The sequence below is a fragment of the Variovorax sp. OV084 genome (assembly GCF_900111625.1).
Taxonomy (GTDB): Bacteria; Pseudomonadota; Gammaproteobacteria; order Burkholderiales; family Burkholderiaceae_C; genus Variovorax.
In genome coordinates this window covers 40,047-61,792 of sequence record NZ_FOII01000027.1, presented here as the reverse complement: position 1 = coordinate 61,792, position 21,746 = coordinate 40,047, and the positions used below count along the sequence as shown (strand labels likewise).

Annotated in this window: 16 protein-coding genes, 7 tRNA genes and 1 pseudogene; 7 read left to right on the top strand and 17 right to left on the bottom strand. The window is 64.5% G+C overall.

Going from position 1 to position 21,746, the window contains the following annotated elements; all coding sequences use genetic code 11:
• The 10 genes and pseudogenes from BMW87_RS35615 to BMW87_RS32225 all read right to left on the bottom strand — a co-directional run.
• Window positions 1–93: pseudogene (locus tag BMW87_RS35615) on the bottom strand (type VI secretion system tube protein Hcp); the annotation flags it as partial.
• Window positions 94–673: 580 nt separating this feature from the next.
• On the bottom strand, window positions 674–1,390 hold the full coding sequence (locus BMW87_RS32265; RefSeq protein WP_093082137.1) for an SIR2 family NAD-dependent protein deacylase: 717 nt from the start codon (window positions 1,388–1,390) through the stop codon (window positions 674–676).
• A gap of 72 nt (window positions 1,391–1,462) precedes the next feature.
• Window positions 1,463–1,539 (bottom strand) — tRNA-Asn (locus tag BMW87_RS32260).
• 25 nt (window positions 1,540–1,564) lie between these two features.
• A tRNA-Cys gene (locus BMW87_RS32255) sits at window positions 1,565–1,638 on the bottom strand.
• Between the two features lie 8 nt (window positions 1,639–1,646).
• Window positions 1,647–1,722: transfer RNA gene (locus tag BMW87_RS32250), tRNA-Asp, on the bottom strand.
• 12 nt (window positions 1,723–1,734) lie between these two features.
• Window positions 1,735–1,810 (bottom strand) — tRNA-Gln (locus tag BMW87_RS32245).
• An 8-nt stretch (window positions 1,811–1,818) separates the two neighbouring features.
• Window positions 1,819–1,894, bottom strand: a tRNA-Trp gene (locus BMW87_RS32240).
• A 14-nt stretch (window positions 1,895–1,908) separates the two neighbouring features.
• A tRNA-Pro gene (locus tag BMW87_RS32235) sits at window positions 1,909–1,986 on the bottom strand.
• 8 nt (window positions 1,987–1,994) lie between these two features.
• A tRNA-Leu gene (locus BMW87_RS32230) sits at window positions 1,995–2,071 on the bottom strand.
• A 206-nt stretch (window positions 2,072–2,277) separates the two neighbouring features.
• Window positions 2,278–2,487, bottom strand: a complete 210-nt coding sequence (locus BMW87_RS32225) for a hypothetical protein (RefSeq protein WP_093082134.1) — start codon at window positions 2,485–2,487, stop codon at window positions 2,278–2,280.
• A 134-nt stretch (window positions 2,488–2,621) separates the two neighbouring features.
• Here BMW87_RS32225 and BMW87_RS32220 point away from each other — a divergent pair, with 134 nt between their 5' ends.
• The gene (locus BMW87_RS32220) at window positions 2,622–3,575 is read left to right on the top strand and encodes a phosphate acetyltransferase (RefSeq protein ID WP_093082132.1); all 954 of its coding nucleotides are present in this window, start codon (window positions 2,622–2,624) and stop codon (window positions 3,573–3,575) included.
• 10 nt (window positions 3,576–3,585) lie between these two features.
• On the opposite strand, the gene BMW87_RS32215 is transcribed toward BMW87_RS32220, so the two are convergent.
• Window positions 3,586–7,194 (bottom strand): indolepyruvate ferredoxin oxidoreductase family protein, encoded by a 3,609-nt coding sequence (locus tag BMW87_RS32215; protein ID WP_093082129.1) that lies wholly within the window; start codon window positions 7,192–7,194, stop codon window positions 3,586–3,588.
• Window positions 7,195–7,286: 92 nt separating this feature from the next.
• Between BMW87_RS32215 and BMW87_RS32210 the strand changes: the two genes are divergently transcribed.
• From BMW87_RS32210 to BMW87_RS32200, 3 genes are read left to right on the top strand one after another with little or no spacing between them, the layout of a single operon-like run.
• Entirely contained in the window at window positions 7,287–7,817 is a 531-nt protein-coding gene (locus BMW87_RS32210; RefSeq protein WP_093059524.1) for an Lrp/AsnC family transcriptional regulator, read from the top strand.
• Between the two features lie 53 nt (window positions 7,818–7,870).
• Window positions 7,871–9,319: a DUF2314 domain-containing protein gene (locus BMW87_RS32205; protein ID WP_143062643.1), complete on the top strand. Its 1,449-nt coding sequence runs from the start codon at window positions 7,871–7,873 to the stop codon at window positions 9,317–9,319.
• Between the two features lie 25 nt (window positions 9,320–9,344).
• Complete coding sequence (locus BMW87_RS32200; RefSeq protein WP_093082124.1) at window positions 9,345–10,274, top strand: SMP-30/gluconolactonase/LRE family protein; 930 nt, start codon at window positions 9,345–9,347, stop codon at window positions 10,272–10,274.
• Here BMW87_RS32200 and BMW87_RS32195 read toward each other — a convergent pair.
• From BMW87_RS32195 to BMW87_RS32185, 3 genes are read right to left on the bottom strand one after another with little or no spacing between them, the layout of a single operon-like run.
• Window positions 10,271–11,476: a CaiB/BaiF CoA transferase family protein gene (locus BMW87_RS32195; RefSeq protein ID WP_093082121.1), complete on the bottom strand. Its 1,206-nt coding sequence runs from the start codon at window positions 11,474–11,476 to the stop codon at window positions 10,271–10,273. The genes BMW87_RS32200 and BMW87_RS32195 overlap by 4 nt on opposite strands.
• Before the next feature lie 44 nt (window positions 11,477–11,520).
• Window positions 11,521–12,660, bottom strand: a complete 1,140-nt coding sequence (locus BMW87_RS32190; protein ID WP_093059516.1) for an FAS1-like dehydratase domain-containing protein — start codon at window positions 12,658–12,660, stop codon at window positions 11,521–11,523.
• A gap of 49 nt (window positions 12,661–12,709) precedes the next feature.
• A complete protein-coding gene (locus BMW87_RS32185) occupies window positions 12,710–14,263 on the bottom strand; it encodes an acetate--CoA ligase (protein ID WP_093082119.1) in 1,554 nt (517 codons plus the stop codon).
• A gap of 149 nt (window positions 14,264–14,412) precedes the next feature.
• Here BMW87_RS32185 and BMW87_RS32180 point away from each other — a divergent pair, with 149 nt between their 5' ends.
• From BMW87_RS32180 to BMW87_RS32170, 3 genes are all read left to right on the top strand, one after another.
• Window positions 14,413–14,850 (top strand): PaaI family thioesterase, encoded by a 438-nt coding sequence (locus BMW87_RS32180; RefSeq protein WP_256216998.1) that lies wholly within the window; start codon window positions 14,413–14,415, stop codon window positions 14,848–14,850.
• A 172-nt stretch (window positions 14,851–15,022) separates the two neighbouring features.
• Window positions 15,023–15,985 (top strand): Bug family tripartite tricarboxylate transporter substrate binding protein, encoded by a 963-nt coding sequence (locus tag BMW87_RS32175; RefSeq protein ID WP_093082116.1) that lies wholly within the window; start codon window positions 15,023–15,025, stop codon window positions 15,983–15,985.
• 14 nt (window positions 15,986–15,999) lie between these two features.
• Window positions 16,000–16,926 (top strand): IclR family transcriptional regulator, encoded by a 927-nt coding sequence (locus BMW87_RS32170; protein ID WP_256216997.1) that lies wholly within the window; start codon window positions 16,000–16,002, stop codon window positions 16,924–16,926.
• Between the two features lie 44 nt (window positions 16,927–16,970).
• On the opposite strand, the gene BMW87_RS32165 is transcribed toward BMW87_RS32170, so the two are convergent.
• From BMW87_RS32165 to BMW87_RS32150, 3 genes are read right to left on the bottom strand one after another with little or no spacing between them, the layout of a single operon-like run.
• The gene (locus tag BMW87_RS32165; RefSeq protein ID WP_093082114.1) at window positions 16,971–17,903 is read right to left on the bottom strand and encodes a dimethyl sulfoxide reductase anchor subunit family protein; all 933 of its coding nucleotides are present in this window, start codon (window positions 17,901–17,903) and stop codon (window positions 16,971–16,973) included.
• Between the two features lie 4 nt (window positions 17,904–17,907).
• Entirely contained in the window at window positions 17,908–18,783 is an 876-nt protein-coding gene (locus BMW87_RS32160) for a 4Fe-4S dicluster domain-containing protein (protein WP_218149801.1), read from the bottom strand.
• Window positions 18,780–21,719, bottom strand: coding sequence for a molybdopterin oxidoreductase family protein (locus BMW87_RS32150; protein ID WP_093082107.1), 2,940 nt, complete (start codon window positions 21,717–21,719; stop codon window positions 18,780–18,782). The genes BMW87_RS32160 and BMW87_RS32150 overlap by 4 nt, the downstream gene beginning before the upstream one ends.
• Between the last annotated feature and the right edge of the window lie 27 nt (window positions 21,720–21,746).

Genomic DNA, 21,746 nt, shown 5'->3' with positions numbered 1-21,746 from the left:
CGCAAACGACTTGATGTCCGTCCACTCCTTGTGGTTCGAGTCCTTCGATTCGCCGTTCGCGCCTTCAACGCGCATGAACATGTCTACTGCCATGAGATCAACTCCCTCAGAAATTGCGTGCCCATCGAGGACACCGTGGAACCAGCCGCCCTCCACTTGCAGGAGGACGGCAGCGAATCGCAACCGGATGGCGCCAGCGCTGGTGACACAGCGGGGGTCGCCCCATCTTTCAGGCGCAACGCTTTCGCATTACATCGCGCCTTCGAATCCATTCGTGCCCACTTTCCATTCGATCAAATCGAAACAAGTACGCAACGGAAGGCCCGATTTTTAACAAACTTTTCCTGCTTTATCGATCTGTTGCACGGATCTTTTTTGTCTATTTCTTCAGAAAACGTCCGAAACAAAACAATAAGTTTTAAACCGCCTCATCTCTCGAAGATGCAATGAGCCAAAGGGTCTGCGAGGTGTTGGCGGTCCGCGCTACATCGGGTTCGCAAGGGACGTACCTTAAGCGAGGCACCTGCGCACGACCAGTGCCAAACGGCATGCGGAGAAAGAACTACAGACACTGCCTGCACGATGCGCTGATCGATTCGAACAAGAAAGATCAATAAAAAAGCCCGTCATCGACACGATGACGGGCTTGGGTTGGAGCAGTGCTACCGAGCAATCACGTGCCGGCTCTCGCCTCGTGGAGCCACCTTGCCACCAAGGCCGGAACCACGTCGGTGGCCTTGCCTTGCAGGAAGGTGAATCCGTGCGGCACGTCTTCCATGTCGAGCGCAACCAGCACCTTCTGCGCAGAGCGATCCGCGTACCGCACCAGCGATGCCGCAGGGTTGACGGTGAGCGACGTGCCCACCACCAGCACGCGCGCCGCGGTGGCCACATGCAGCTCAGCTTCGTCGAAGTGCTGTACCGCTTCGCCGAACCACACGATGTCAGGCCGCAGTTGGGTGCCGTCTTCGCACAACTGGCCCATGGCAATGGGTTCGCCGTCGATGCGGTAGCGCCTGGGTTCAGGCTCCGACGTGCCGCGCGCATACGCGAGTTGCCCGTGCACGTGCAGCACGTTGCTTGAACCCGCACGCTCGTGCAGTGCATCGACGTTCTGCGTGACGATCACGACTTCATACGCCGACTCGAGCGACGCAATGGCAAGGTGCGCGGCGTTCGGCTGCGCCTGCCACGCCTTCGCTCGCCGCTCGTTGTAGAAGGCCAGCACCGCCTCGGGGTGCTTTCGCCAGCCTTCAGGGCTTGCGAGCTCCTGCCACGAGTAGGTGTTCCACAAGCCTTTGGCATCTCGGAACGTAGGCAGGCCGCTTTCGGCACTCACGCCCGAGCCCGAGAGCACGACGATCTTTTTCGGTTGGACTTCGGGTTTCATGCTTCGCTGCTCCTTTGGGATTTTTGCGTTCGAGTGTGGCGCTGGCGTCTATGCGAAAGATAGGCAGGTTTTTGGCTCCCCGAACACGGATCGAACGTGTGACACGCGCATTAACAGTGCGCTGCTACTACCAGCTGAGCTATCGGGGAAAAAGTGGATGGATCGAAGGATGAATGGAGGCGCGACCCGGAGTCGAACCGGGGTGGACGGATTTGCAATCCGTTGCATAGCCACTTTGCTATCGCGCCGGAATATATGGCGTTCCGCAGGGGAGTCGAACCCCTGGCTTCCTCCTGGACAGGGAGGCACTCTGGCCACTGAGTTAGCGGAACGAAAGAGAAAACTGGCAGACCCTCAAGGATTCGAACCTTGGATGCCGGGATCAAAACCCGGTGCCTTGGACCACTAGGCGAAGGGCCGGTAAGGGATGGCGCGCGCGGAAGGAGTCGAACCTTCAACCGTTGGGTTTGGAGTCCAGTGCTCTGCCAGTTGAGCTACACACGCGTGGAAAAAAGAGATGGTCTGAGTGGCAGGATTTGAACCTGCAGCCTCCTGCTTCCAAGGCAGGCCGTCTACCAGATTGACACTACACCCAGAGAAAATTTGGTGCCCCAGGGGAGACTCGAACTCCCAGAATTCCGCTTCTAAGGCGGACACGTCTACCAATTGCGTCACCAGGGCTGAATGAAAAATGATGTGAGGCGACGATCCGTTCCAGTGGCCGGTCTCGCCTCGGTGCTTGCGAATTTTTAAAGAGCGTTCACGAGGCCGAAGCCCGGTGTCATGCAGCACGATCGCTGCTTGAGAAATGAGTGAAGCGAAAAACAAAGAGGCCCGGAACCTTGCGGTGTCCGGGCCTCTTTTGAGAGAGCTTGTGAGGTCTGCGCCTATGCGCTTCCTCCACCCGGTTGCATCTGATCCTCGTCATCGCACGCCCACAGATTGGTCTGCGGCTTCTGCATGGAATACGGGGACTGATCGAGCTGCTGCAACGACGGCAGCAGACCAAAGCTGAGGCCGGCATGCGATGCGACGCGCACGAACACATTGCCCGATGCGGGGCAAGTGCTGTAGATGCGGATCTGTGCGGCTTTCACGATGGGTGTCCTGTTGGCGTTGACTGGGTTTGGACTGTAAATAGTCTTTACACAATCGTCAACTGCCTCGATCAACTTTTTTTCAAGTACCGTTGCGGCAACGCACCCCCTCCCCTTCACCTCCAGGAGCCCGCATGGCGTCTTCGACCCTCGCAGCCCATCCGCACTACGACCGCCTGATCGCAGCCGCGCGCAACCTGCCTCCGTTGCGCGTTGCAGTGGTCCACCCCGCCAACGCTGTGTCGCTCGAAGCAGCACTCTCCTCTGCAGCGCTGGGCCTGATCGCTCCTACGCTGGTCGGCCCGCGCACAAAGATCGAAGCCGCCGCACGCGAGATCGGCGCCGACATCTCCGGCATCGCCATCGTCGACGCACCGCACAGCCATGCCGCAGCCGATGCCGCCGTCGCGATGGCACTGCGTGGCGAGGTCGATGCCTTGATGAAGGGCAGCCTTCACACCGACGAACTGATGGGCGCGGTTGTGCGCCGCGAAGGCGGCCTGCGCACCTCGCGCCGCATCAGTCATTGCTTCGTGATGGACATACCCGGCCACGCGCAGCCGCTGATCATTTCGGACGCGGCCATCAACATCGCGCCCACGCTCGAAGAGAAGGTCGACATCGTGCAGAACGCCATCGATCTCGCGCATGCGCTGCAGATGCCGGCGGTGCGCGTGGCCGTTCTCTCGGCAACTGAAACTGTCAACCCCAAGGTGCCGTCAACGCTCGATGCAGCAGTGCTGTGCAAGATGGCCGACCGCGGCCAGATCACCGGCGCGGTGCTCGACGGTCCGCTCGCGATGGACAACGCCATCGACGCCGAAGCCGCGCGCATCAAGGGCATCACCTCGCCAGTAGCGGGCCGCGCCAATGTGCTCATCGTGCCCGACCTGGACGCGGGCAACATGCTCGCCAAGAGCCTCACCTTTCTCGGTGGCGCCTATGCAGCAGGCATCGTGCTGGGCACCAAGGTGCCGGTGATCCTCACGAGCCGCGCCGATTCCGAGCCCGCACGACTCGCCTCTTGCGCCGTCGCGTCCATGCTGGCGAAGGCGGGGCGCGACAAGCTCATCAAGGCGGTCGGCTGAGCAGCCAGGGTCAGCGCGCGCCGGCCACGATCGCAATCCCCCGGATCTGCCCCGCCTCCACAGCACGCTCCGGCTTCGGATAGCGCGCCGGTGCAAACCGGTGCAGCAACTCAGCCTCCCGCAGCTTCGCGGCTTCGAGGTTCGCGAGCTTGACGTGGCCGAAGCCACGAATCGACAGCGGCAACGCAGCAATGCGCGCGGCCGTTGCCTGATTGCCGGCCGACAACTCGCCAGCCATGGCTTCGAGCAAGCCATCGAAATGCACGATCAACTCACGCTCTGCGCGCCGCTCGCCAGTGCGCCCGAACGGATCGAAAGCCGTGCCGCGCACCCGCTTGCCAAGCGCCAACCAGCGCATCGCTGACAGCATCCAGCCGCCGATGCGGATCTTGGCGGGCGCCTGTCCGTGCGCGGCGCGCGAAACCAGCGGCGGCGCCATGTGGAATTCGAGCTTCAACTCGCCTTCGAACTGCTCCTTCAGCTTCTGCATGAACGCGCCATCGGTGTACAGGCGCGCCACCTCGTACTCGTCCTTGTAGCTCATGAGCTTGAGCAGGCTGCGCGCCGCATTGCGCGTGAAAGGCAGGCTCGCATCGCCGCCCGGCAGTGCCGCCTCGCGCATCTGCAGGCTGCGGATGCGCGTCTCGAAGCGGGCCGCCCATGCGGCGTTCTGGTAGCCGGTCAGATGGCGGCGTGCATCGGCGAGCAACACATCGAACGGGCGCTCATCAGTCGTTGATGCCTGCGCATCGACAGGCGCAGCGCGCAACTGATCCAGCGCCGCAGGGTCACCCGCAGCAAGCCGCCCCAGCGAGAACGCCGACTGGTTGGCCGCCACCGCCACGCCGTTCAGCTCGATCGCATGCATCAGCGCCTCCAGGCTCAGCGGCACCAGTCCGCGCTGCCATGCGTAGCCGGTTGCGACGATGTTCGCCGCCAGCGTGTCGCCCAGGAACTCTTCAGCCAGGCTTTGCGCGTCGAAAGTCTCGACCTGCTCTTCGCCGGCAACGAAGCGCATCTTCTCCAGCAGCAGATCCACATGCAGATCCGCATCCGGATTGCGCAACGACTCGGCCACCGGAATCTCGTGGATGTTTGCCAGCACGCGCGTGCGTCCGTGCCGCACGGTCTGCAGCGCATCGGCCGACGCACCCACGACCACGTCGCAGGCCAGGATCGCATCGGCCTGTTGCGTGTCGATGCGCACCTGATGCAGCCGCTCGCGCGAATCGGCCAGCCGCACGAAGCTCAGCACCGAGCCGCCCTTCTGCGCGAAGCCCATGAAGTCGAGCACGCTCGCGGCCTTGGCTTCCAGGTGCGCCGCCATGGCGATCACCGCGCCGACCGTTACCACGCCGGTGCCGCCCACGCCGGTCACGAGCAGGTCGTAGGGGCCGGTCCACACATGCTCCGCCGGATGCGGCAATGCGGCCACCCGATGCAGGAAGGCATCGCGCCCGGCCGCCAGCGCGCCGCTCTTGCGGCGCAGCTTGCCGCCCGTCACGCCCACGAAGCTGGGGCAGAAGCCCTTGGCGCAGGAGTAGTCCTTGTTGCAGCTGGTCTGGTCGATCTTGCGCTTGCGCCCCATCGGCGTTTCGTGCGGCAGCACGGCCACGCAGTTGCTCTGCACGGTGCAGTCGCCGCAGCCTTCGCACACAGCCTCGTTGATGAACAGGCGCTTGGGCGGGTCGGCCAGTTCGCCCTTCTTGCGGCGGCGGCGCTTCTCGGCCGCGCAGGTCTGTTCGTAGATGAGCACCGTCACGCCCGGCATCTCGCGCAGGCGGCGCTGCACGTCGTCGAGCGCGGCGCGGTCGTGGAACTCGGTGCCTTTCGGAAAGCGGTCCTTGATGTCGTCGTACTTGCCGATTTCGTCGCTGACGACGACGACCTTGCGCACCCCTTCCGATTCGACCTGCCGCGCGATGGCATCCACGCTGATGACGCCATCGACCGGCTGCCCGCCAGTCATCGCCACCGCGTCGTTGAAGAGGATCTTGTAGGTGAGCGTTGCCTTGGCCGCCACGGCCTGCCGGATCGCGAGGTAGCCCGAGTGGTAGTACGTGCCATCGCCCAGGTTCTGGAACACGTGCGGCGTCTTGGTGAACATCGCGTGCGAGATCCAGTCGACGCCCTCCCCGCCCATCTGGATCAGCCCCGCCGTGCTGCGGTCCATCCAGTTGGCCATGAAGTGGCAGCCGATGCCGGCACGCGCCGTCGAACCCTCCGGCACCTTGGTGCTGGTGTTGTGCGGGCAGCCGGCGCAGAAATACGGCACGCGCTTGACCGCATCGCTTGCGTTGCCGAGCAGCTCGGGCGGCGTGAAGTCGCGCACGTGCTGCAGGTGGTCACCCAGGTCGTGGTTTTCGGGAAAGTGCACGGCCAGCCAGTGCGCTACCAGCTCGATGAGCCGTGACGGGCGCAGCTCGCCGAGCGCCGACACCAGCGGCTGGCCGTCGCGGTCATGCTTGCCCACGAGCACAGGCCGCGCATCGGGCGGTGCGTTGTAGAAGATGTCGCGCAGCTGCGTCTCGACGACCGCGCCCTTCTCCTCGACGATGAGAATCTCTTCGAGCCCCTGCGCAAAAGCCTTGATGCGCGTCTGCTCGACCGGAAAGCTCAGGCCGATCTTGTAGAGCCGCACACCGGCGCGGGCCAGTTGCTCCGGCGAGAGTTCGAGCCGGCGCAGCACTTCCATCAGGTCGTGATGCGCCTTGCCGCAGGTGACGATGCCTACCTTGGCGTGCGGGCTCACGATCACATCGCGGTCGATGCTGTTGCGCTTGGCGAAAGCAGCCACGGCCGCGAGCTTGTCTTCGAGCCGCGATTCGATGCGCAGCGACGGCAGGTCGGGCCAGCGGTAGTGCAGGCCATCGGGCGGCGCGCGGTGGCCGGTGGCGGCGCTTACGGTATCGGCGTCTTCCCATGCCTCGACGCGCTCGTTGATCACGTCCAGGTCGACGGTGCCGGCGCTTTCGACCACTTCAGACAGCGCCGCCATGCCGACCCAGGCACCCGAGTAGCGCGACAGCTCGTAGCCGTACAGGCCGAACTCCAGGTACTCGGCCACGCACGAGGGCTGCATCACCGGCATGCGCCAGGCCATGAAGGCATGGTCGCTCTGGTGCGGCATCGACGACGACACACAGCCATGGTCGTCGCCCGCCACCACCAGCACGCCGCCGTGCGGCGACGAGCCATACGCATTGCCGTGCTTGAGGGCGTCGCCCGCGCGGTCCACGCCCGGCCCCTTGCCGTACCACATGGCAAACACGCCTTCGACGGTGCGCTCCGGATCAGACTCGACACGCTGCGTGCCCAGCACCTGCGTGGCCGCCAGCTCTTCGTTGACGGCCGGCACAAAGCGGATGCCCGTTTCCTTGAAGCGTTCGCCGGCCTTCCAGATGGCCTGGTCGACCATGCCCAGCGGCGAGCCGCGGTAGCCGCTGACGAAGCCCTGCGTGTGCAGGCCGCGCTGCGCGTCGCGCCGGCCCTGCATCACCAGCACGCGGATCAGCGCCTGCGTGCCGGTAATGAAGACCGAGCCCGAAGGGGCCCAGAGGTTGTCGGAGAGCTGGTAGCCGGGCCGTCTGAGTGCGGCTGTGTCATGTGGGGCGTTCATGCCCGGAATTGTTCTGCGACACACCAGGGAAGTGCTTCTTCAATACACTGGCGCAGACCCTTGTTTGAAGAATAATCTTCTCGGAACTTGCCATGAACGTCGATTCTCTTTCCCTTGACGAGCATTGCCTCAAGATCCTTTCTGCACTGCAGCACGATGGCCGCCAGACGGTGCAGCAGATTTCAGACACCATCGGCCTGTCGCCCACGCCCTGCTGGAAGCGCATAAAAGACATGGAAACGGCCGGCGTCATCCGCGGCTATACGGCGCTGGTCGACCCCGAACTGGTGGGCCTGCACGTGTCTGCCGTGGCCGAGGTGAACCTCGACCGCCACAGCGAGGCGATGGTGCAGCGCTTCGAAGAGGCCGTGGCCGCGAGCCCGCAGATCATTCGCTGCGTGTCGGCCACCGGGCCCGCGGACTACATCCTGAACGTGACCGTGCCGGACATGAAGCACTACGAGCGCTTCCTGCACGAGGTGCTGTTCAGCCTGCCCGGCGTGACGCACGTGCGTTCGAGCATCGTGCTGCGCGAGATCAAGTCGGAAACGGCGCTGCCGCTCGACCACCTGCTGCCCGGCACGCCGGGCAAGCCTCGCGCGACGGGGGGCCGGCGAAGCTAAGGCCGGGCCGTGTGGAGAATGCCGGCATCCGCAGCAACGAAGACGTCCTGACCATGCCCTCACCAAAAACGACCGCCTTCTTCCCCCGCCTCGCGCTCGCCGCGCTGATTCTTTCTTCTGCCGGTGCTGTCGCCTTCGCGGCCACGCCGACCGCGACCGCGGCACCAGCGACTGCGCAAAGCGCAGCCAAGGCCGTACCAGGCGCTCCGGTGCCCGCAGGCTCGCCGCAGCAGACCGGCCCGGTCCACTTCCAGTTCGCCATCTACTACGCCAAGACCCCGGCCACCGACCCGATGGCCGCGTTGCGCAGCCGGCTCGCCAAGCTCGGCGGCAGCGCGAAGCTGCTGAAGGCGGCACCCACGCCAGCGACGGCCACCGAGCCCGTGGTCTTCGCGAACTGGAACACCACCACGGTGCTCAAGGAGTACCGCGCGCCGAGCATGGAGATGCTGCAGCGCTTCGGCCGCGGCATCTCGCGCGAGCAGGCCGAAGCCCTGCAGACCGCGGACAAGGCACTCATCATCGATTTCGCGCACCCGGCGCAGCAGTCTTCGGCCGCGATGCAGAAAGCCCTGCAGCTCACACTGCAGGTGGCGCGCGACACCAACGGCCTTCTGTGGGACGAAGAAACACGCGAGGTCTTTTCGCCCGACGAATGGCAGAAGCGCCGCATCGACACCTGGGCCGGCGGCGTGCCCGACATGTCGCAGCACACGACCATTCATGCCTACCGCAGCGGCGACCTCGTGCGGGCCATCACGCTCGGCATGTCGAAGTTCGGGTTGCCCGACGTGGTGGTGAGCGATTTCTCGTGGTCGAGCAACCGCCCGATGGGCAATCTCGTCAACATGTTCTCGCAGGCAATGGTCGAAGGCGCCACGCTGGCGCAGCCCGGCCAGTACGACCTGGACCTGCGCGCACTCAAGCACGCTGCCGCGCGCGACCCGCAGCTCACGCACCTGAAGCCCAATGCCGCAGCGGTGGCAAAGCTCTCGCTGGTCAACGGCACATGGGAAAGCGGCGATCCGCAGAACCGGCTGTACGAGATCCGCTTCAATCGCTACAAGGGCCCCGACCGCTATGCGCAGCAGACCGCAATGCTGGTCTCGGTCTTCGGTGCTGACGAAGACAGCGTCACGCGGCTCAAGCACAACGACGAACTGCTCGCCGCCAGCAAGGCAGCCAACGCCCAGTTGCCCAAGCTGCGCGACGCCTTCGCCAAGGGCCTGCAGCCCGGCGAATACATCCTCGTGAAGGCGCCCTTCACCACGCGCAGCGGCAGCAACGAATGGATGTGGGTCGAAGTCGCGCGCTGGAACGGCGATGTCATCGAAGGCCTGCTGAAGAACGAACCGGTCGAGGTACCGAACCTGCACGCGGGCCAGATGGTGAAGGTGTCGCAAGCCAAGGTGTTCGACTACATGCGCCGCTACGCGGACGGTCGAGAGGAAGGCAACGAGACCTCCAAGATCATCGCGCGCATGCAGAATCCGAAAAAGTAAGAGGATCAATCACCGAGGCCCTCCAATGCACATTCGCGAACTCGCCAGCGGCCTGCAGTTTCCCGAAGGCCCGATCGCCATGGACGATGGCTCGGTGCTGCTGGTCGAGATCGCGCGTGGCACGCTCACCCGCGTACGTGCTGACGGACTGGTGCAAGTGGTTGCCGACCTCGGCGGCGGGCCGAACGGCGCGGCCATCGGGCCCGATGGTGCGGTCTATGTCTGCAACAACGGTGGCTTCAAGTGGCACACAGAAGCCGACGGCTGCTTGCGGCCGGTCGGCCAGGCCGAAGACTATTCGGGCGGCCGCATCGAACGCGTGAACCTCGCCACTGGCCGCGCCGAGCGCCTGTACGACACAGTCGAAGGCGGCGCGCTGTGCGGCCCCAACGACATCGTGTTCGACGCACAGGGCGACTTCTACTTCACCGACCTGGGCAAGGTGCGCGAGCGCGACATGGACCGCGGTGGCCTCTTCTACGGCCATGCCGATGGCAGCGCCGCAAGCACCATCGCCCGGCCGGTGATGACGCCCAACGGCATCGCCCTTTCGCCGGACGGCAACACGCTCTACTACGCCGAGACCGAGGGCGCCCGCGTCTGGGCCTTCGACATCACCGCGCCGGGCCGCGTTCGCAAGGACGGCTGGCCCTCGCCGCATGGCGGCCGCATGCTCTGTGCCTCGCCGGGCGGGCATTACCAGCGCTTCGATTCGATGGCGGTCGACGCACTTGGCAACCTTTGCGTGGCGACGCTGCTGCACGGCGGCATCAGCATTGTGTCGCCCGATGGCAGCTCCGTCGAGCATGTGCCGCTGCCCGACCGCTACACCACCAACATCTGCTTCGGCGGGCGCGACCGGCGCACGGCCTACGTCACGCTCTCGGGCAGCGGGAGGCTGATTGCCATCGATGACTGGCCGACGCCCGGGCTCACGTTGAACTTCGAAGCCTAAGCAAAGGGAATGGCCGTGTTCGGCGCGGGCACGACGCCGTCGGCAAACAGTTGCTCGATCTCGAGCGCGGTGAATCCGAGCGATTCCAGGACGCAGACGGCGTCTGAATTGAAAGGCCGAGGACTCGCGCCCGGCGAGCCTGGCGTGCCGTGCAACCGGACAGGAAGACCGATTCCCTTGTAGTCATCGCGAGCGACCACCATCTCGCGATGCTTTGCGTGAGGCTGGGCAAAGGCCTCCGACACCGAATGCACCGGCGCCGCGGGCACCCCCGCCGCCATCAACGCATCGCACAGCATCTTGCGCGCGCGGTGGCAGATGGCGTGTTCGATCTCGACCCGAAGGGCATCCCGATGCTGCAGACGCCCAGCGTTGTCGGCGAAGCGTTCGTCCACCGCAAGGTCAGGTCGTTCGACCACGCCGCAGAAGCGCTCGAACTGGCCACGGTTCATGATCCCGAGAAAGATCTCGCCGTCGCCGCACGTGAAGCGGTCGTAAGGCGCAATGTTGGGATGGGCGCTGCCGAGCAGACCCGGCTCCTGATGCGATTGAAAGTAGTTGGCCGCATGCGGGACCAGCAGGCTCAGCGCCGCATCGAACAGCGTAGCCTCCACGTGCTGCCCTTGGCCCGAGACGTTGCGGCCTTGCAGCGCAAGCAGGATGCCCGACAGCGCGGTGTAGGCGGTGAGGTGGTCGACGATGGGCACGCCGATCCGTGTCGGGCCACTCGCCTGTTCGCCATTGACGCTCATGAGTCCGCACAGCGCCTGCAGCACCGCGTCATAGCCGGGCAGCCCACCCAGCGGGCCGTCTGCGCCAAAGCCGCTGATGCTGCAGTGGATGAGGCGCGGGAAGCGCTCCTTGATCCACCCTTCGTAAGAAATTCCCCATTTTTCCAGCGTACCGGGCAGAAAGTTCTCGATCAGGACGTCGGCCTCCTCGAGCAACCGTTCGAGGATCCGCCGTCCCGGCGGCTTCGAAAGATCGATGCTGATGCACTGCTTGCCCCGGTTTATCGCGCTGAAGTAGGACGCGTCACCATGCCGGTCGAAGGGCGGCCCGAGCGTGCGGGTGTCGTCACCACCGGGCGGCTCCACCTTGATCACATGCGCGCCGTGATCCGCGAGCATTTGCGAGCACATCGGCCCCGCCAGCACGCGCGACAGATCCACTACCCGAATGCCGCTGAGCGCACCACGCATCGTTTGTCTTCCTTGTTGGCCTTTTTTGTTTCCGGCCGCAAATACTAGCCGCGGCTGGGCAATTCAACCACGCCGGAACCGAGCACGGAGAGCTCATCGTCCTGGTTGCGCGCTTCCTGCTCGATCTCGACCAGATGCTTGCCGTCCTCGACGTACTTGCGCTTCACATGACCCTTGATGAACAGCATGTCGCCCTCGGGGTTGTGGCGGCGGATCTTGCAGCTGGCCTTGCGCAGGAAGCCGTCGTCGCCCATCCAGTTCGTCAGGTGATGCGTGAGCCAGGAAGTGCGCTCCGGGCCGTAGTCGTAGGCGCCCGGCGCGCCCACTTCAAGCGCGAAGTCTTCTTCCCAATGCACGCGCTCGGGCACGTCGGGAATGCCGAAGCGGTTGGTAATGCCCACGCCGGGATGCGCGTCGATCAGCTTCCAGGCCATCTTGTTGGCACGGATATAAAGGCCGCCCCAGCCCTGCGCATAGGCGATGAAGCCGGTCACGGTCATCGGGCCCTTGAACATCACAGGCAGCGCCTCGCCTTCGACCACGTCTTCCCAGTAGCGCGGGGTCGCGCCGCGCACTTCCTCGTTGCGATAGAGCTTGAAGGCCTCCTGGATCTCCTCGGGCGAGTACTGCCGGGGCGTGCGTGCGCGCACTTCCTTGTACTTCGTGCCCTGCTCCCGGGCATGATCGCGCTCGGTGCGGAAGCACCAGCTGTCGGCCTCGGACACCTTGTCGCCCTTCTGGTTGTAGAAGTCGACGTGATAGATCTGCTGGACCGCGCGGCCCGCGAAACGCGTCTGGTGCTCGACCAGGTCCTTGAGGTAGGCCTCGGTGCGGATCTCATCATTGCGCAGTACGGGCTTGTGCCAGGTCCAGTCGGCGCCCGACCACATCGCATGCACACCCGGCAGGCCACCCACATAGCCCGACACGATCCGGCTGGTCGAGAACAGGAAGCTCGGAAGTGCCACGACGCTGCCGTACCTCGTCTTTGCGGCATAGGCCGGATCGCACCAGAGCGGGTTGTCGTCGCCGATGCCGTGTGCGTAATGGCGAATGTTGTCGCGCGTGGCTTCGTAGCACCATGGCTCCTGGGTGTTTTCGATCTTCTGGCCGATGCGCTCGCGCAATTCGTCCAGGCCGCGCTCGGTGATCTTCGGGAAGGTTCTTTCGCTTTGCACAGACATCGTTGGTCTCCTGGTGGTTGTAGATAAGAGGGTTGGGGAATAAAAGGGGTCAGACGCTCGCGGGCTGCCGCTCGCGGTCTCGCAGGACCTTGCGATGCACCTTGCCGGCGGGTGTCTTGGGAAGGTCCGACACGAAGACCACGTGGCGCGGATACTCGTGCTGGCTCAGTCGGCTGCGCACGAGGTCCTGGATTTCCTTGGTGAAGGCATCACTGCCCTCGCGCTCCGTGACGACAAAGGCCTTCACCACCTGGCCCCGGAGTTCGTCGGCTACGCCAATCGCAGCGGCCTCGCGCACGTCGGGGTGTTTGAGCACCGCGTCTTCGATCTCCACCGCGCTCATGGTCCAGCCCGCGGAGATGATCACGTCGTCGGCCCGGCCAGCGTGAAAGAAGTAGCCGTCCTGGTCGACCTTGCCCAGGTCCTTGGTGGGCACCCAGGCGTCGTTGCGCCAGATCTTGAGTTCGCCCACGACACCCGGTGCACATGTCTTGCCTTCCGGGTCCTGAACATCGACCTGCCCTCCGGGGATGGGCTTGCCGAGCGAACCGGGCTTCACCTTGAAATCCACAGCGCCGGGGTAGTTCACGAGAATCACGCCGATCTCGGTGGTGCCGTACATGCTGCACACAGGTCGCCCGAAAGTGGCGCGGACGAAATCTTCTGTTTCGCTGTCCATCGGCTCGCCGGTGAAGGAAACCTTTTCCAGGTAGTACTTGTATTTGTCCGCGGCACCTGAGTTGCGCATCATCCGGAAGTGCGTTGCCGCGGCCGAAATGTTGTTGAAGCGGCCGTGTTGCAGGGCCTTGAGCAGCCGTGCCGCATCGAACTTTCCGGAGTAGGCGCCGATGGTCACCCCGAGCGCCAGCGGTGCCAGCGTGCCGTGCCAGAGCCCATGCCCCCATGCGGGAGACGACGGGCAAAAAAAGCGGTCACCGGGCCGGACGCCGGTGCCGTAGAGCGCCGCCAGCATCAACGTGACGAGTGCGCGCTGCTTGTGCTTGACGGCCGCCGGCAATTCGCGGGTGGTGCCGGACGTGTACTGGAATATCGCGTAGTCCTCGGCCGTTGTCCGAACCTCGAAGGTGTCGGGGAACGCACTCAGGCTCTGCACGAAGCCGCCATCGGCCACGAGCACCTCGACACCGTCGATGCCTTGGGACACCGGCGCCTTCTCGGCATTGGTCACGAGAATTTTCGGCTTGCAGTCTTCCACGCGCAGACGAATGCCGTCCGGGCCAAAGAGCGTAAAGAGCGGCACGGCGATCGCGCCCGTCTTGATCGCGCCGAAGATCGCCACGTAGAAGGCCAGCGAGGGCTCGAGCATGACCGCGACGCGATCGCCGGGCTGGACGCCACGCGCCACCAGCAGATTGGCGAAGCGATTCGACAGGCGCGACAGCGCCTTGAACGTGATGACCTCTTCGCTGCCATTCGCATACGCCACCACGATGGCCACCTTTCCTTCGCTCGCATGGCGGTCGACGCACTCGTAGGCGATGTTGAACGACTGCCGGTCGCCGTCGAAAAGCGCCCAGAGCGTCTCCGTCGAGCAATGCGACTGTGCGTCTGAGAAGGAGGTGTAGTCGGTCAGGTGGGTCATCAGTTCAGGTCCTCTTGCGATGCCTGAACTATGCGGCTCACGATGTTTCATTGTCAAATACGACTCTGTTTTGTATATAGACAAAACATCAGATTCGGTTGCGGTAGAAAGAAGACCTTCGACATCCTCCAACGAACACCTCTCATGCCATGGAAGAACCCATCGATTCATTCGAGAACCTTGCCGCTGCAGGCTGGCGTCGCATCCGCACAGCGGGTGCCTTCATGTCGACCGCCGGACCGCTATGGACCAGGCGCGAAGGCACGAGCTGGGTCTACGCCGTCTGGTCGACCGACGCTCATCTGAACCCGGCGGGTGTCGTGCACGGTGGCCTTCTGGCCACCTTGACCGATCACGCGATCAGCACCGTGGCCTGGGAGGCCGCCTCACGCATGCCCTGCGTGACGGTGCAGCTGGACACGCAATTTCTGGCGCCGGTAGCAGCCGGCGTGCTCGTGGAAGCTCGAGCGCAGCTGGTGCGCCGCACCTCGAGCCTGCTGTTCATGCGCGGCCAGCTGCGGGCTGCGGGTCAGGAGGTTCTGGTCGCGCAGGCGCTCATGAAAGTGAAAAAATTAATTTTGTCTTAGTACAAATTTGCATCTTCTTTGACAATTACATCCGCGACTTTGATACTTGATTCAACCCGTCCGACCGTGGTGTGCCATCGAATCACAACACTCCGAACGGAGGCCAGGCCTGTGACACAGACCCGAAAAGGGCGTCAGGCCCGGACCGACGATGCCTTCACAGGAGACAAAAATGAGACTTTGGAAACTGCTCGCCACGGGCTGCGCAATCGCTCTTTGTTCGCACGGTGCGCCGGCACAGACCTACCCCACCAAGCCGATCCGGATCATCGTGGCCTACCAGGCCGGGCAAGGCACCGACATCGCCACGCGCTACCTCGGCAACCTGCTGGCCAAGGAGCTGGGGCAACCGGTCATCGTCGACAACCGGCCGGGCGCCGGTGGCAATCTCGGCACCGAGCTTGCCGCCGACGCGCCGCCCGACGGCTACACGCTCACGATGGGGACCAATGCCACGCATGCGGTCAACCAGTACCTTTATGCCGGCCAGCGCATCAAGACGGAGAAGGACTTCGAACCGATCGTTCTGACGGGCAGCTTTCCGATGGTGCTGGTTGTGAACGCCAAGTCGCCGATGCGATCCATCGGCGATCTGGTGAGTGCGCTCAAGAGCGACCCTCGCTCCGCGGACATCGCGACACCGAGCACGAGCGCCCGCCTGGTCATCGAACTGCTCAAGGAGCGCTCCAGGCTCCAGATCTTCCAGGTGCCGTACAAGGGCTCCGGCAGTGCGATGACCGATGTGCTCGGCGGGCAGTTGCCGCTGCTGATCGATACCCCCACTGCATTGCGCTCGCAGCTGCAGGCAGGCCACGTGCGCGCTCTGGCCGTCACCTCTGCGGTGCCGAGCGCGCTCGTCCCGGGCATCAAGCCGGTGGCGGAACAGGGCTATGCGGGATTCGAGGTCATCGCATGGAACGCGCTCTTCGCGCCACACGGCACGCCTTCGGCCACGCTGGACGTGTTGAACGAAGCAATGAACCGGATTCTCAAGAAGCCCGAGACCCGCCAGCAATTGCTGGAGTACGGTTTCGACCCGGGCGGCGGCACGCGCCAGCAGCTCGCCGAGTTCGTGCAGAGCGAGCGCCGAAAGTGGGAGCCGATCATCAAGACGTCGGGAATGAAGGCGGACTAGGACCGATGGACACCATGACTGCGCTGACCGACCCTCTCGCCGCTATCGGGAACACCTGGGCTGGCCTGGTTCGCCGCACGCCTTCTGGGATAAGCTTGCGCCCGCCAATCGCAAGCCCCATGAAGTCCAGTTCCTCTTCCGCCTCGAAGCCAACGAAAACAGGCGCCAAGCCCACCAAGCCCGTGCGTGTCAGGCCGGTGCCCGGCGTCACGCGGGCTATCGCGATCCTGCGACTTCTCGGGCGCTCCGCGCATGCGATGGGCGTCAAGGCCATTGCCGATGAACTCGAACTCGTCCCCAGCACCTGCCTGCATATTCTTCGTGCACTCATCGTTGAAGACCTGGTCAAGATCGACAGCGACACCAAGCGCTACTCGCTGGGAACCGGCATGTTGAGCCTGGCCCGCAGCGCGATCGAAAGCAGCAGCTTCGCCAGCCTCGCACAACCAGTACTCGACGTTCTGGCCAACGAGTGGAACGTAACGATGATCGGCGTCGAAACCCATGACATGGAGCCGATGGTCGTGCTGGCCTTGTCGCGCTCCAACGCTCCCTTCCGCCTGCACGTGGATGTCGGCAGTCGTTTCCCTGCGCTGGTCAGTGCCACGGGGCGCCTGGTGGCGGCCTTCAGCAGCGAGACGTGGCCGCAGATCGAAAAGCGTTTCAAGGCCCTGCGATGGGACAAGCCAATCGATCTTGCCACCTGGAAGCGCGAGGTCGAGCAGGTCCGCAAGCGCGGCTTCAGCATCGATCGCGGCTACTACATGAGCGGCGTGACGGTGATTGCCGTGCCGCTGCTCGATGCCTCCGGGCGGGTAGCGCACACACTTGTCGCCACTGGCCTTTCTGACAAGTTGGCCGGTGCGGCCGGCACCGCTCTGGCCTTGGCCATGAAGAAGGAAGCAGATGCGCTGTCGACGCTGCTTCCATCACGCAGGTAAGCAGGCCCGCCTTCTCGGGCCGAGCGTGATCACGCTGTTGCTCGCTAAGACACCACCTGGTAGTACAGGTTCTGCGGGTGCTTCGCCTGCGCGAAGAAGAACCAGCGCTCGGCAAGCAGGCCCGGTGCCTGCACCAGCACCGCGAGCAACCACGGCAACACCGCAGCACTCGCAAGGCCCCACACCAAAAGCAACGCCGGCAACACGAAGGCCAGCAGCAGAAACCCAAGCTTCATGTTCTTCAGCGCAGCCAGCGATGCGCCATGAAAGAACTCGCGCGTGTTGAACGAACCGGCCGACATGCCCATCGACTTCTGAACCAGCTTCTGCGTGCGGATGCCAGTGGCCGACTGCAGCGTCGATTTGTGGCGGATGCCCGCGTTGCGCCGGAGCGCCTGCCCGCGCGCAGCCCACGCTGCCAGCGTGGCAACCAGCGCACACGGCCCGAAGACTTGCACGAAGCGCGCCTCACCGCTCAAGGCCGCCATTGCACAGGCCAGCACCAGCCCCGACGACAACCCGATCAGCGTGAAGTTGACGATAGTCAGCGGATGCGCCCATTCCTCGATGAAGCGCAGACAGGCATAGATCATCGCGGTGCAGTACCAGAGCGCGACGGCCCCGCACAGCACCAGCACGGGCAGCAGCCACGACCACGGCGTGCCGATACCCAGCATCAGCGACAGCCACCACAGCCCCACCAGCGCGATGAAGGCTGGCAGCACGATCACCTCGCGCGACATCCACGAGGTGCGCCACATCAGCACTGCACGCCACGCACGAGTCTTGCGCCCCAGGTGCATGAACGATGCGGCAAGCCCGGCCACGAGCAGCACTTCGGCAACACCAAGCGCCAACGTCAGGAAGCCGGGTGCCAGCGCAAGGCCGAACAGCGTCGCAAGCGCGAGCGTGAAGACCAGCCCCTGAGCCGCGCCGGCCAGGGTGGTGAAGAAAAGAATCGAGAACGCGGGATGCATCCTGCTACTCCCGCGCGTCCGTTGCCTGCGTGGCTTGCGTGGCTTGCGTGGCTTGCGTGGCTTGCGTGATGTGACGCGGCAGGTACTGGTTGGCCGGGCTGGTCTCCCACTCGGGCATCAGTTGGTAGCCACCGCGCTCGCGGATAGCCTTCGACACTTCGGAGTCCGGGTCCTTCACGTCGCCGAAGATGCGCGCGCCCGTGGGGCAGGCCTTCACGCAGGCCGGCTTGCGGTCTTCCTTCGGCAGTTGCTCGTCGTAGATGCGGTCCACGCACAGCGTGCACTTGGTCATGACCTGGCGCTCTTCGTCGAGCTCGCGTGCGCCGTAGGGGCAGGCCCATGCGCAGTACTTGCAGCCGATGCACTTGTCGTAGTCGACCAGCACGATGCCGTCTTCTTTTCGCTTGTAGCTCGCGCCCGTGGGGCACACGGGCACGCAGGGCGGGTCTTCGCAGTGCAGGCAGCTCTTGGGGAAGTGGATGGTTTCAGTGACCGGGAAGGCGCCGGCCTCGTAGGTCTGCACGCGGTTGAAGAAGGTGCCGGTGGGGTTGGCGGCATAGGGCCGCTCGTCGGCGAGCGGGCCTGCGCTGCCGGAGGTGTTCCATTGCTTGCACGAGGTGACGCAGGCGTGGCAGCCGACACAGACGTTGAGGTCGATGACGAGGGCGAGTTGCTTGGCGAGTGTCTCGCCCTGTGCCGCACGCACTGTGTTGCTCCCTCTTCCGCTGGCGGGAGAGGGTTGGGGTGAGGGTGCAGCGGCCTTCATGACGGCAAGGCTTCCAGCTCCAGCGCCGCCGCCCTCACCCCAGCCCTCTCCCGCTTGCGGGAGAGGGGGCAAGACCGGAGCCGACGACATCAGGTCCTTCAACCACTGCATCATTTCTTCCCCCTCCCCGCAAAGTACGTCAACACGCTCGCCGCCTTGCCCAGCACCCCGGGCACCGCCGGCATGCTCGCGATCTGCGGATAGCTCTCTTCGGGCTCGCCCGGTTCGGCCGGCCATATGCGCACGCGCACGTCATACCAGCCGGCCTGCCCGGTGATCGGGTCGGAGTTGCTGATGGTCCCGCTCGCAGTGCCGGCGCAGGGCAGTTCCTCGCTGATCAGGTGGTTCAGCAGAAAGCCCTTGCGCGCCTCGTCCGCTCCAGGCGCCAGCTGCCATGCGCCGTCCGCCTTGCCGATGGCATTCCACGTCCACACAGTGCCAGGCTCCACCGCCTCGCTGTAGCGCAGCATGCAGCGCACCTTGCCCCAGCGGCTCTCGACCCAGCACCAGCCGCCATCGGCGATGCCAGCGGCCTGCGCGGTCAGCGGATTCACGTGCAGGTAGTTGTGGCTATGTATCTGCCGCAGCCATGCGTTCTGCGAGTCCCACGAGTGGTACATCGCCATCGGCCGCTGCGTGAGCGCATTGAGCGGATAGGCATCGAGATCGGTCGCAGCCTCCTCGAGCGGCGCATACCAGAACGGCAACGGGTCGAAGTATTTGTCGATGCGCTCGCGCAGCGCATCGGGCGGCTGCCGCCCAGGGCTCTTGCCCTGCGCCGCAAGGCGAAAGCTCTGCAGCGTGTCGGAGTACAGCGCCAGCTGCACCGGGTCGTTGCGCTGGCGCCAGCCCTTGTCTTTTGCAAAGTCCAGGTATTCCCGGTTCCAGTTGCGCATGTAGTGCATGTTCTCGGGCATGTGGTACTGGAACACGCAGTTGTTCTGCGCATACGCTTCCCACTGCTTCGGATTGGGCGCGCCGCGCAGGTGCTCGGTGCCGTCTTTGCCGCGCCAGCCCATGAGAAAACCGATGCCCGGCTGCGGCTCGAAGTTGACGACGAAGTCGGGGTAGCCCGTGAACTTGCGCCCGCCTTCCGGCGTGGTGAAAGCCGGAAACTTCAGCCGCGAAGCCAGCTCGATCAACACCTCCTGGAAGGGCCTGCACTCCCCCGTCTGCGGCACCACCGGCACGCGCACCGAATCCACCGGCCCATCGAACTCGGAGATCGGCCGGTCGAGCATGCCCATCACGTCATGGCGCTCGAGGTACGTGGTGTCGGGCAGCACCAGGTCGGCAAAGGCCACTGTCTCGCTCTGGAAGGCGTCGCACACCACGAGGAAGGGAATCATGTGCTCGCCCTTCTCGTCCTTGCGGTTGAGCATCTCGCGCACCGCCATCGTGTTCATGCTGGAGTTCCACGCCATGTTGGCCATGAAGATCAGCAGCGTGTCGATGCGGTACGGGTCGCCCTTTGCCGCATTGGTGATCACGTTGTGCATGAGTCCATGCGCCGACAACGGGTGCTCCCACGAAAACGCATGGTCGATGCGGATCGGCGAACCATCGGGGTTGATCGCCAGCTCTTCCGGGCTGGCCGGAAAACCCAACGGTGCCGCATTGAGCGGCGTGTTCGGCTGGATCATTCCGGGGTCGTTGAAGGCCCGGTAGTTCGGCACGATGTGACGCGGATACGGTGCCTTGTGACGGAAGCCACCCGGTGCGTCGATGGTGCCGAGCACGCTCATCAGCACGGCCAGCGCACGCACGGTCTGGAAGCCGTTGGAGTGCGCCGCCAGCCCGCGCATCGCATGGAAGGCCACGGGGCGCGCCTGAGTGGTCGGGTGCTGCTTACCCCATGCGTCAGTCCACGGAATGGGCAACTCGAAGGCCTGCTGCAGTGCCGTCTCGCCCATCTCGCGCGCCAGCTTGCGGATGCGCGCCGCGTCGATGCCGGTGATGGCCTGCGCCCACTCGGGCGTGCAGCTTGCCACGCGCTCGCGCAGCAACTGGAACGACGGCGCAACGCGCGTACCGTCGGCCAGCGTGTAGTGGCCTTCGAGCGCCGGATCGCAGCCGTCGGCAATGCCTTCGGGATACGCGGGCATCACCGTGCCGCTGGCCTTGTCCCACACCAGCTTGTTGTGCGGGTTGCGACCGTCGCCCGGTGGGCCACGCTCGGGGTCGAAGGCGAACAGGCCTTCGCGCTCGCAGTTGTCGAGCATCACGAGCTGCGGTGCGTTGGTGAAGCGCTTGAGGAAGGCGTGGTCCACAAGCTCGTTGGCTATCAGCTCGTGCAGCAGCGCCATGAAGAGCGCGCCATCCGTTCCCGGCTTGATCGGAATCCACTCGTCGGCAATCGCCGAGTAGCCCGTGCGCACCGGATTGATCGAGATGAAGCGACCGCCAGCCCGCTTGAACTTGCTGATCGCGATCTTCATCGGATTGCTGTGATGATCTTCGGCAGTGCCGATCATCACGAACAGCTTGGCGCGCTCCAGGTCGGGCCCACCGAATTCCCAGAAGCTGCCACCGATGGTGTAGATCATTCCCGCGGCCATGTTGACCGAGCAGAAGCCGCCGTGCGCCGCGTAGTTGGGCGTGCCGAACTGCCGCGCGAACAGGCCCGTGAGTGCCTGCATCTGGTCGCGCCCCGTGAACAGCGCGAACTTCTTGGGGTCGGTCGCGCGGATCTTGCCGAGCCGCTCGGTGAGCATGTCGTAGGCGCGCTCCCAGCTGATGGGCTCGAACTCGCCGGCTCCGCGCTCGCTGCCGGCCTTGCGCAGCAGCGGCTGCGTGATACGTGCCGGCGACACCTGCTTCATGATTCCCGACGAGCCCTTGGCGCAGATCACACCCTGGTTCAGCGGATGGTTCGGGTTGCCGTCGATGTAGCGAACCTCGGGGCCCTTTTCGCCTTCGCGCAGGTGCACGCGAATGCCGCAGCGGCAGGCGCACATGTAGCAGGTGGTGGTCTTGACCGTGGTGTCGGCCGTGGGCGTGGGCGCGACCAGCGGGTCGTGCACCGGCTCGCGAGACAGGAAGCTGAACACTGGCGGTCCTTTGTTTTCAGGCGGGGT

What these genes read in the sequence shown, in the direction of transcription:
- BMW87_RS32265 (WP_093082137.1), bottom strand. Translation starts at nt 1,390, where the DNA reads ATGAAACCCGAAGTCCAACCGAAAAAGATCGTCGTGCTCTCGGGCTCG.
- BMW87_RS32220 (WP_093082132.1), top strand. Translation starts at nt 2,622, where the DNA reads ATGGCGTCTTCGACCCTCGCAGCCCATCCGCACTACGACCGCCTGATC.
- BMW87_RS32215 (WP_093082129.1), bottom strand. Translation starts at nt 7,194, where the DNA reads ATGAACGCCCCACATGACACAGCCGCACTCAGACGGCCCGGCTACCAG.
- BMW87_RS32210 (WP_093059524.1), top strand. Translation starts at nt 7,287, where the DNA reads ATGAACGTCGATTCTCTTTCCCTTGACGAGCATTGCCTCAAGATCCTT.
- BMW87_RS32205 (WP_143062643.1), top strand. Translation starts at nt 7,871, where the DNA reads ATGCCCTCACCAAAAACGACCGCCTTCTTCCCCCGCCTCGCGCTCGCC.
- BMW87_RS32200 (WP_093082124.1), top strand. Translation starts at nt 9,345, where the DNA reads ATGCACATTCGCGAACTCGCCAGCGGCCTGCAGTTTCCCGAAGGCCCG.
- BMW87_RS32195 (WP_093082121.1), bottom strand. Translation starts at nt 11,476, where the DNA reads ATGCGTGGTGCGCTCAGCGGCATTCGGGTAGTGGATCTGTCGCGCGTG.
- BMW87_RS32190 (WP_093059516.1), bottom strand. Translation starts at nt 12,660, where the DNA reads ATGTCTGTGCAAAGCGAAAGAACCTTCCCGAAGATCACCGAGCGCGGC.
- BMW87_RS32185 (WP_093082119.1), bottom strand. Translation starts at nt 14,263, where the DNA reads ATGACCCACCTGACCGACTACACCTCCTTCTCAGACGCACAGTCGCAT.
- BMW87_RS32180 (WP_256216998.1), top strand. Translation starts at nt 14,413, where the DNA reads ATGGAAGAACCCATCGATTCATTCGAGAACCTTGCCGCTGCAGGCTGG.
- BMW87_RS32175 (WP_093082116.1), top strand. Translation starts at nt 15,023, where the DNA reads ATGAGACTTTGGAAACTGCTCGCCACGGGCTGCGCAATCGCTCTTTGT.
- BMW87_RS32170 (WP_256216997.1), top strand. Translation starts at nt 16,000, where the DNA reads ATGACTGCGCTGACCGACCCTCTCGCCGCTATCGGGAACACCTGGGCT.
- BMW87_RS32165 (WP_093082114.1), bottom strand. Translation starts at nt 17,903, where the DNA reads ATGCATCCCGCGTTCTCGATTCTTTTCTTCACCACCCTGGCCGGCGCG.
- BMW87_RS32160 (WP_218149801.1), bottom strand. Translation starts at nt 18,783, where the DNA reads ATGATGCAGTGGTTGAAGGACCTGATGTCGTCGGCTCCGGTCTTGCCC.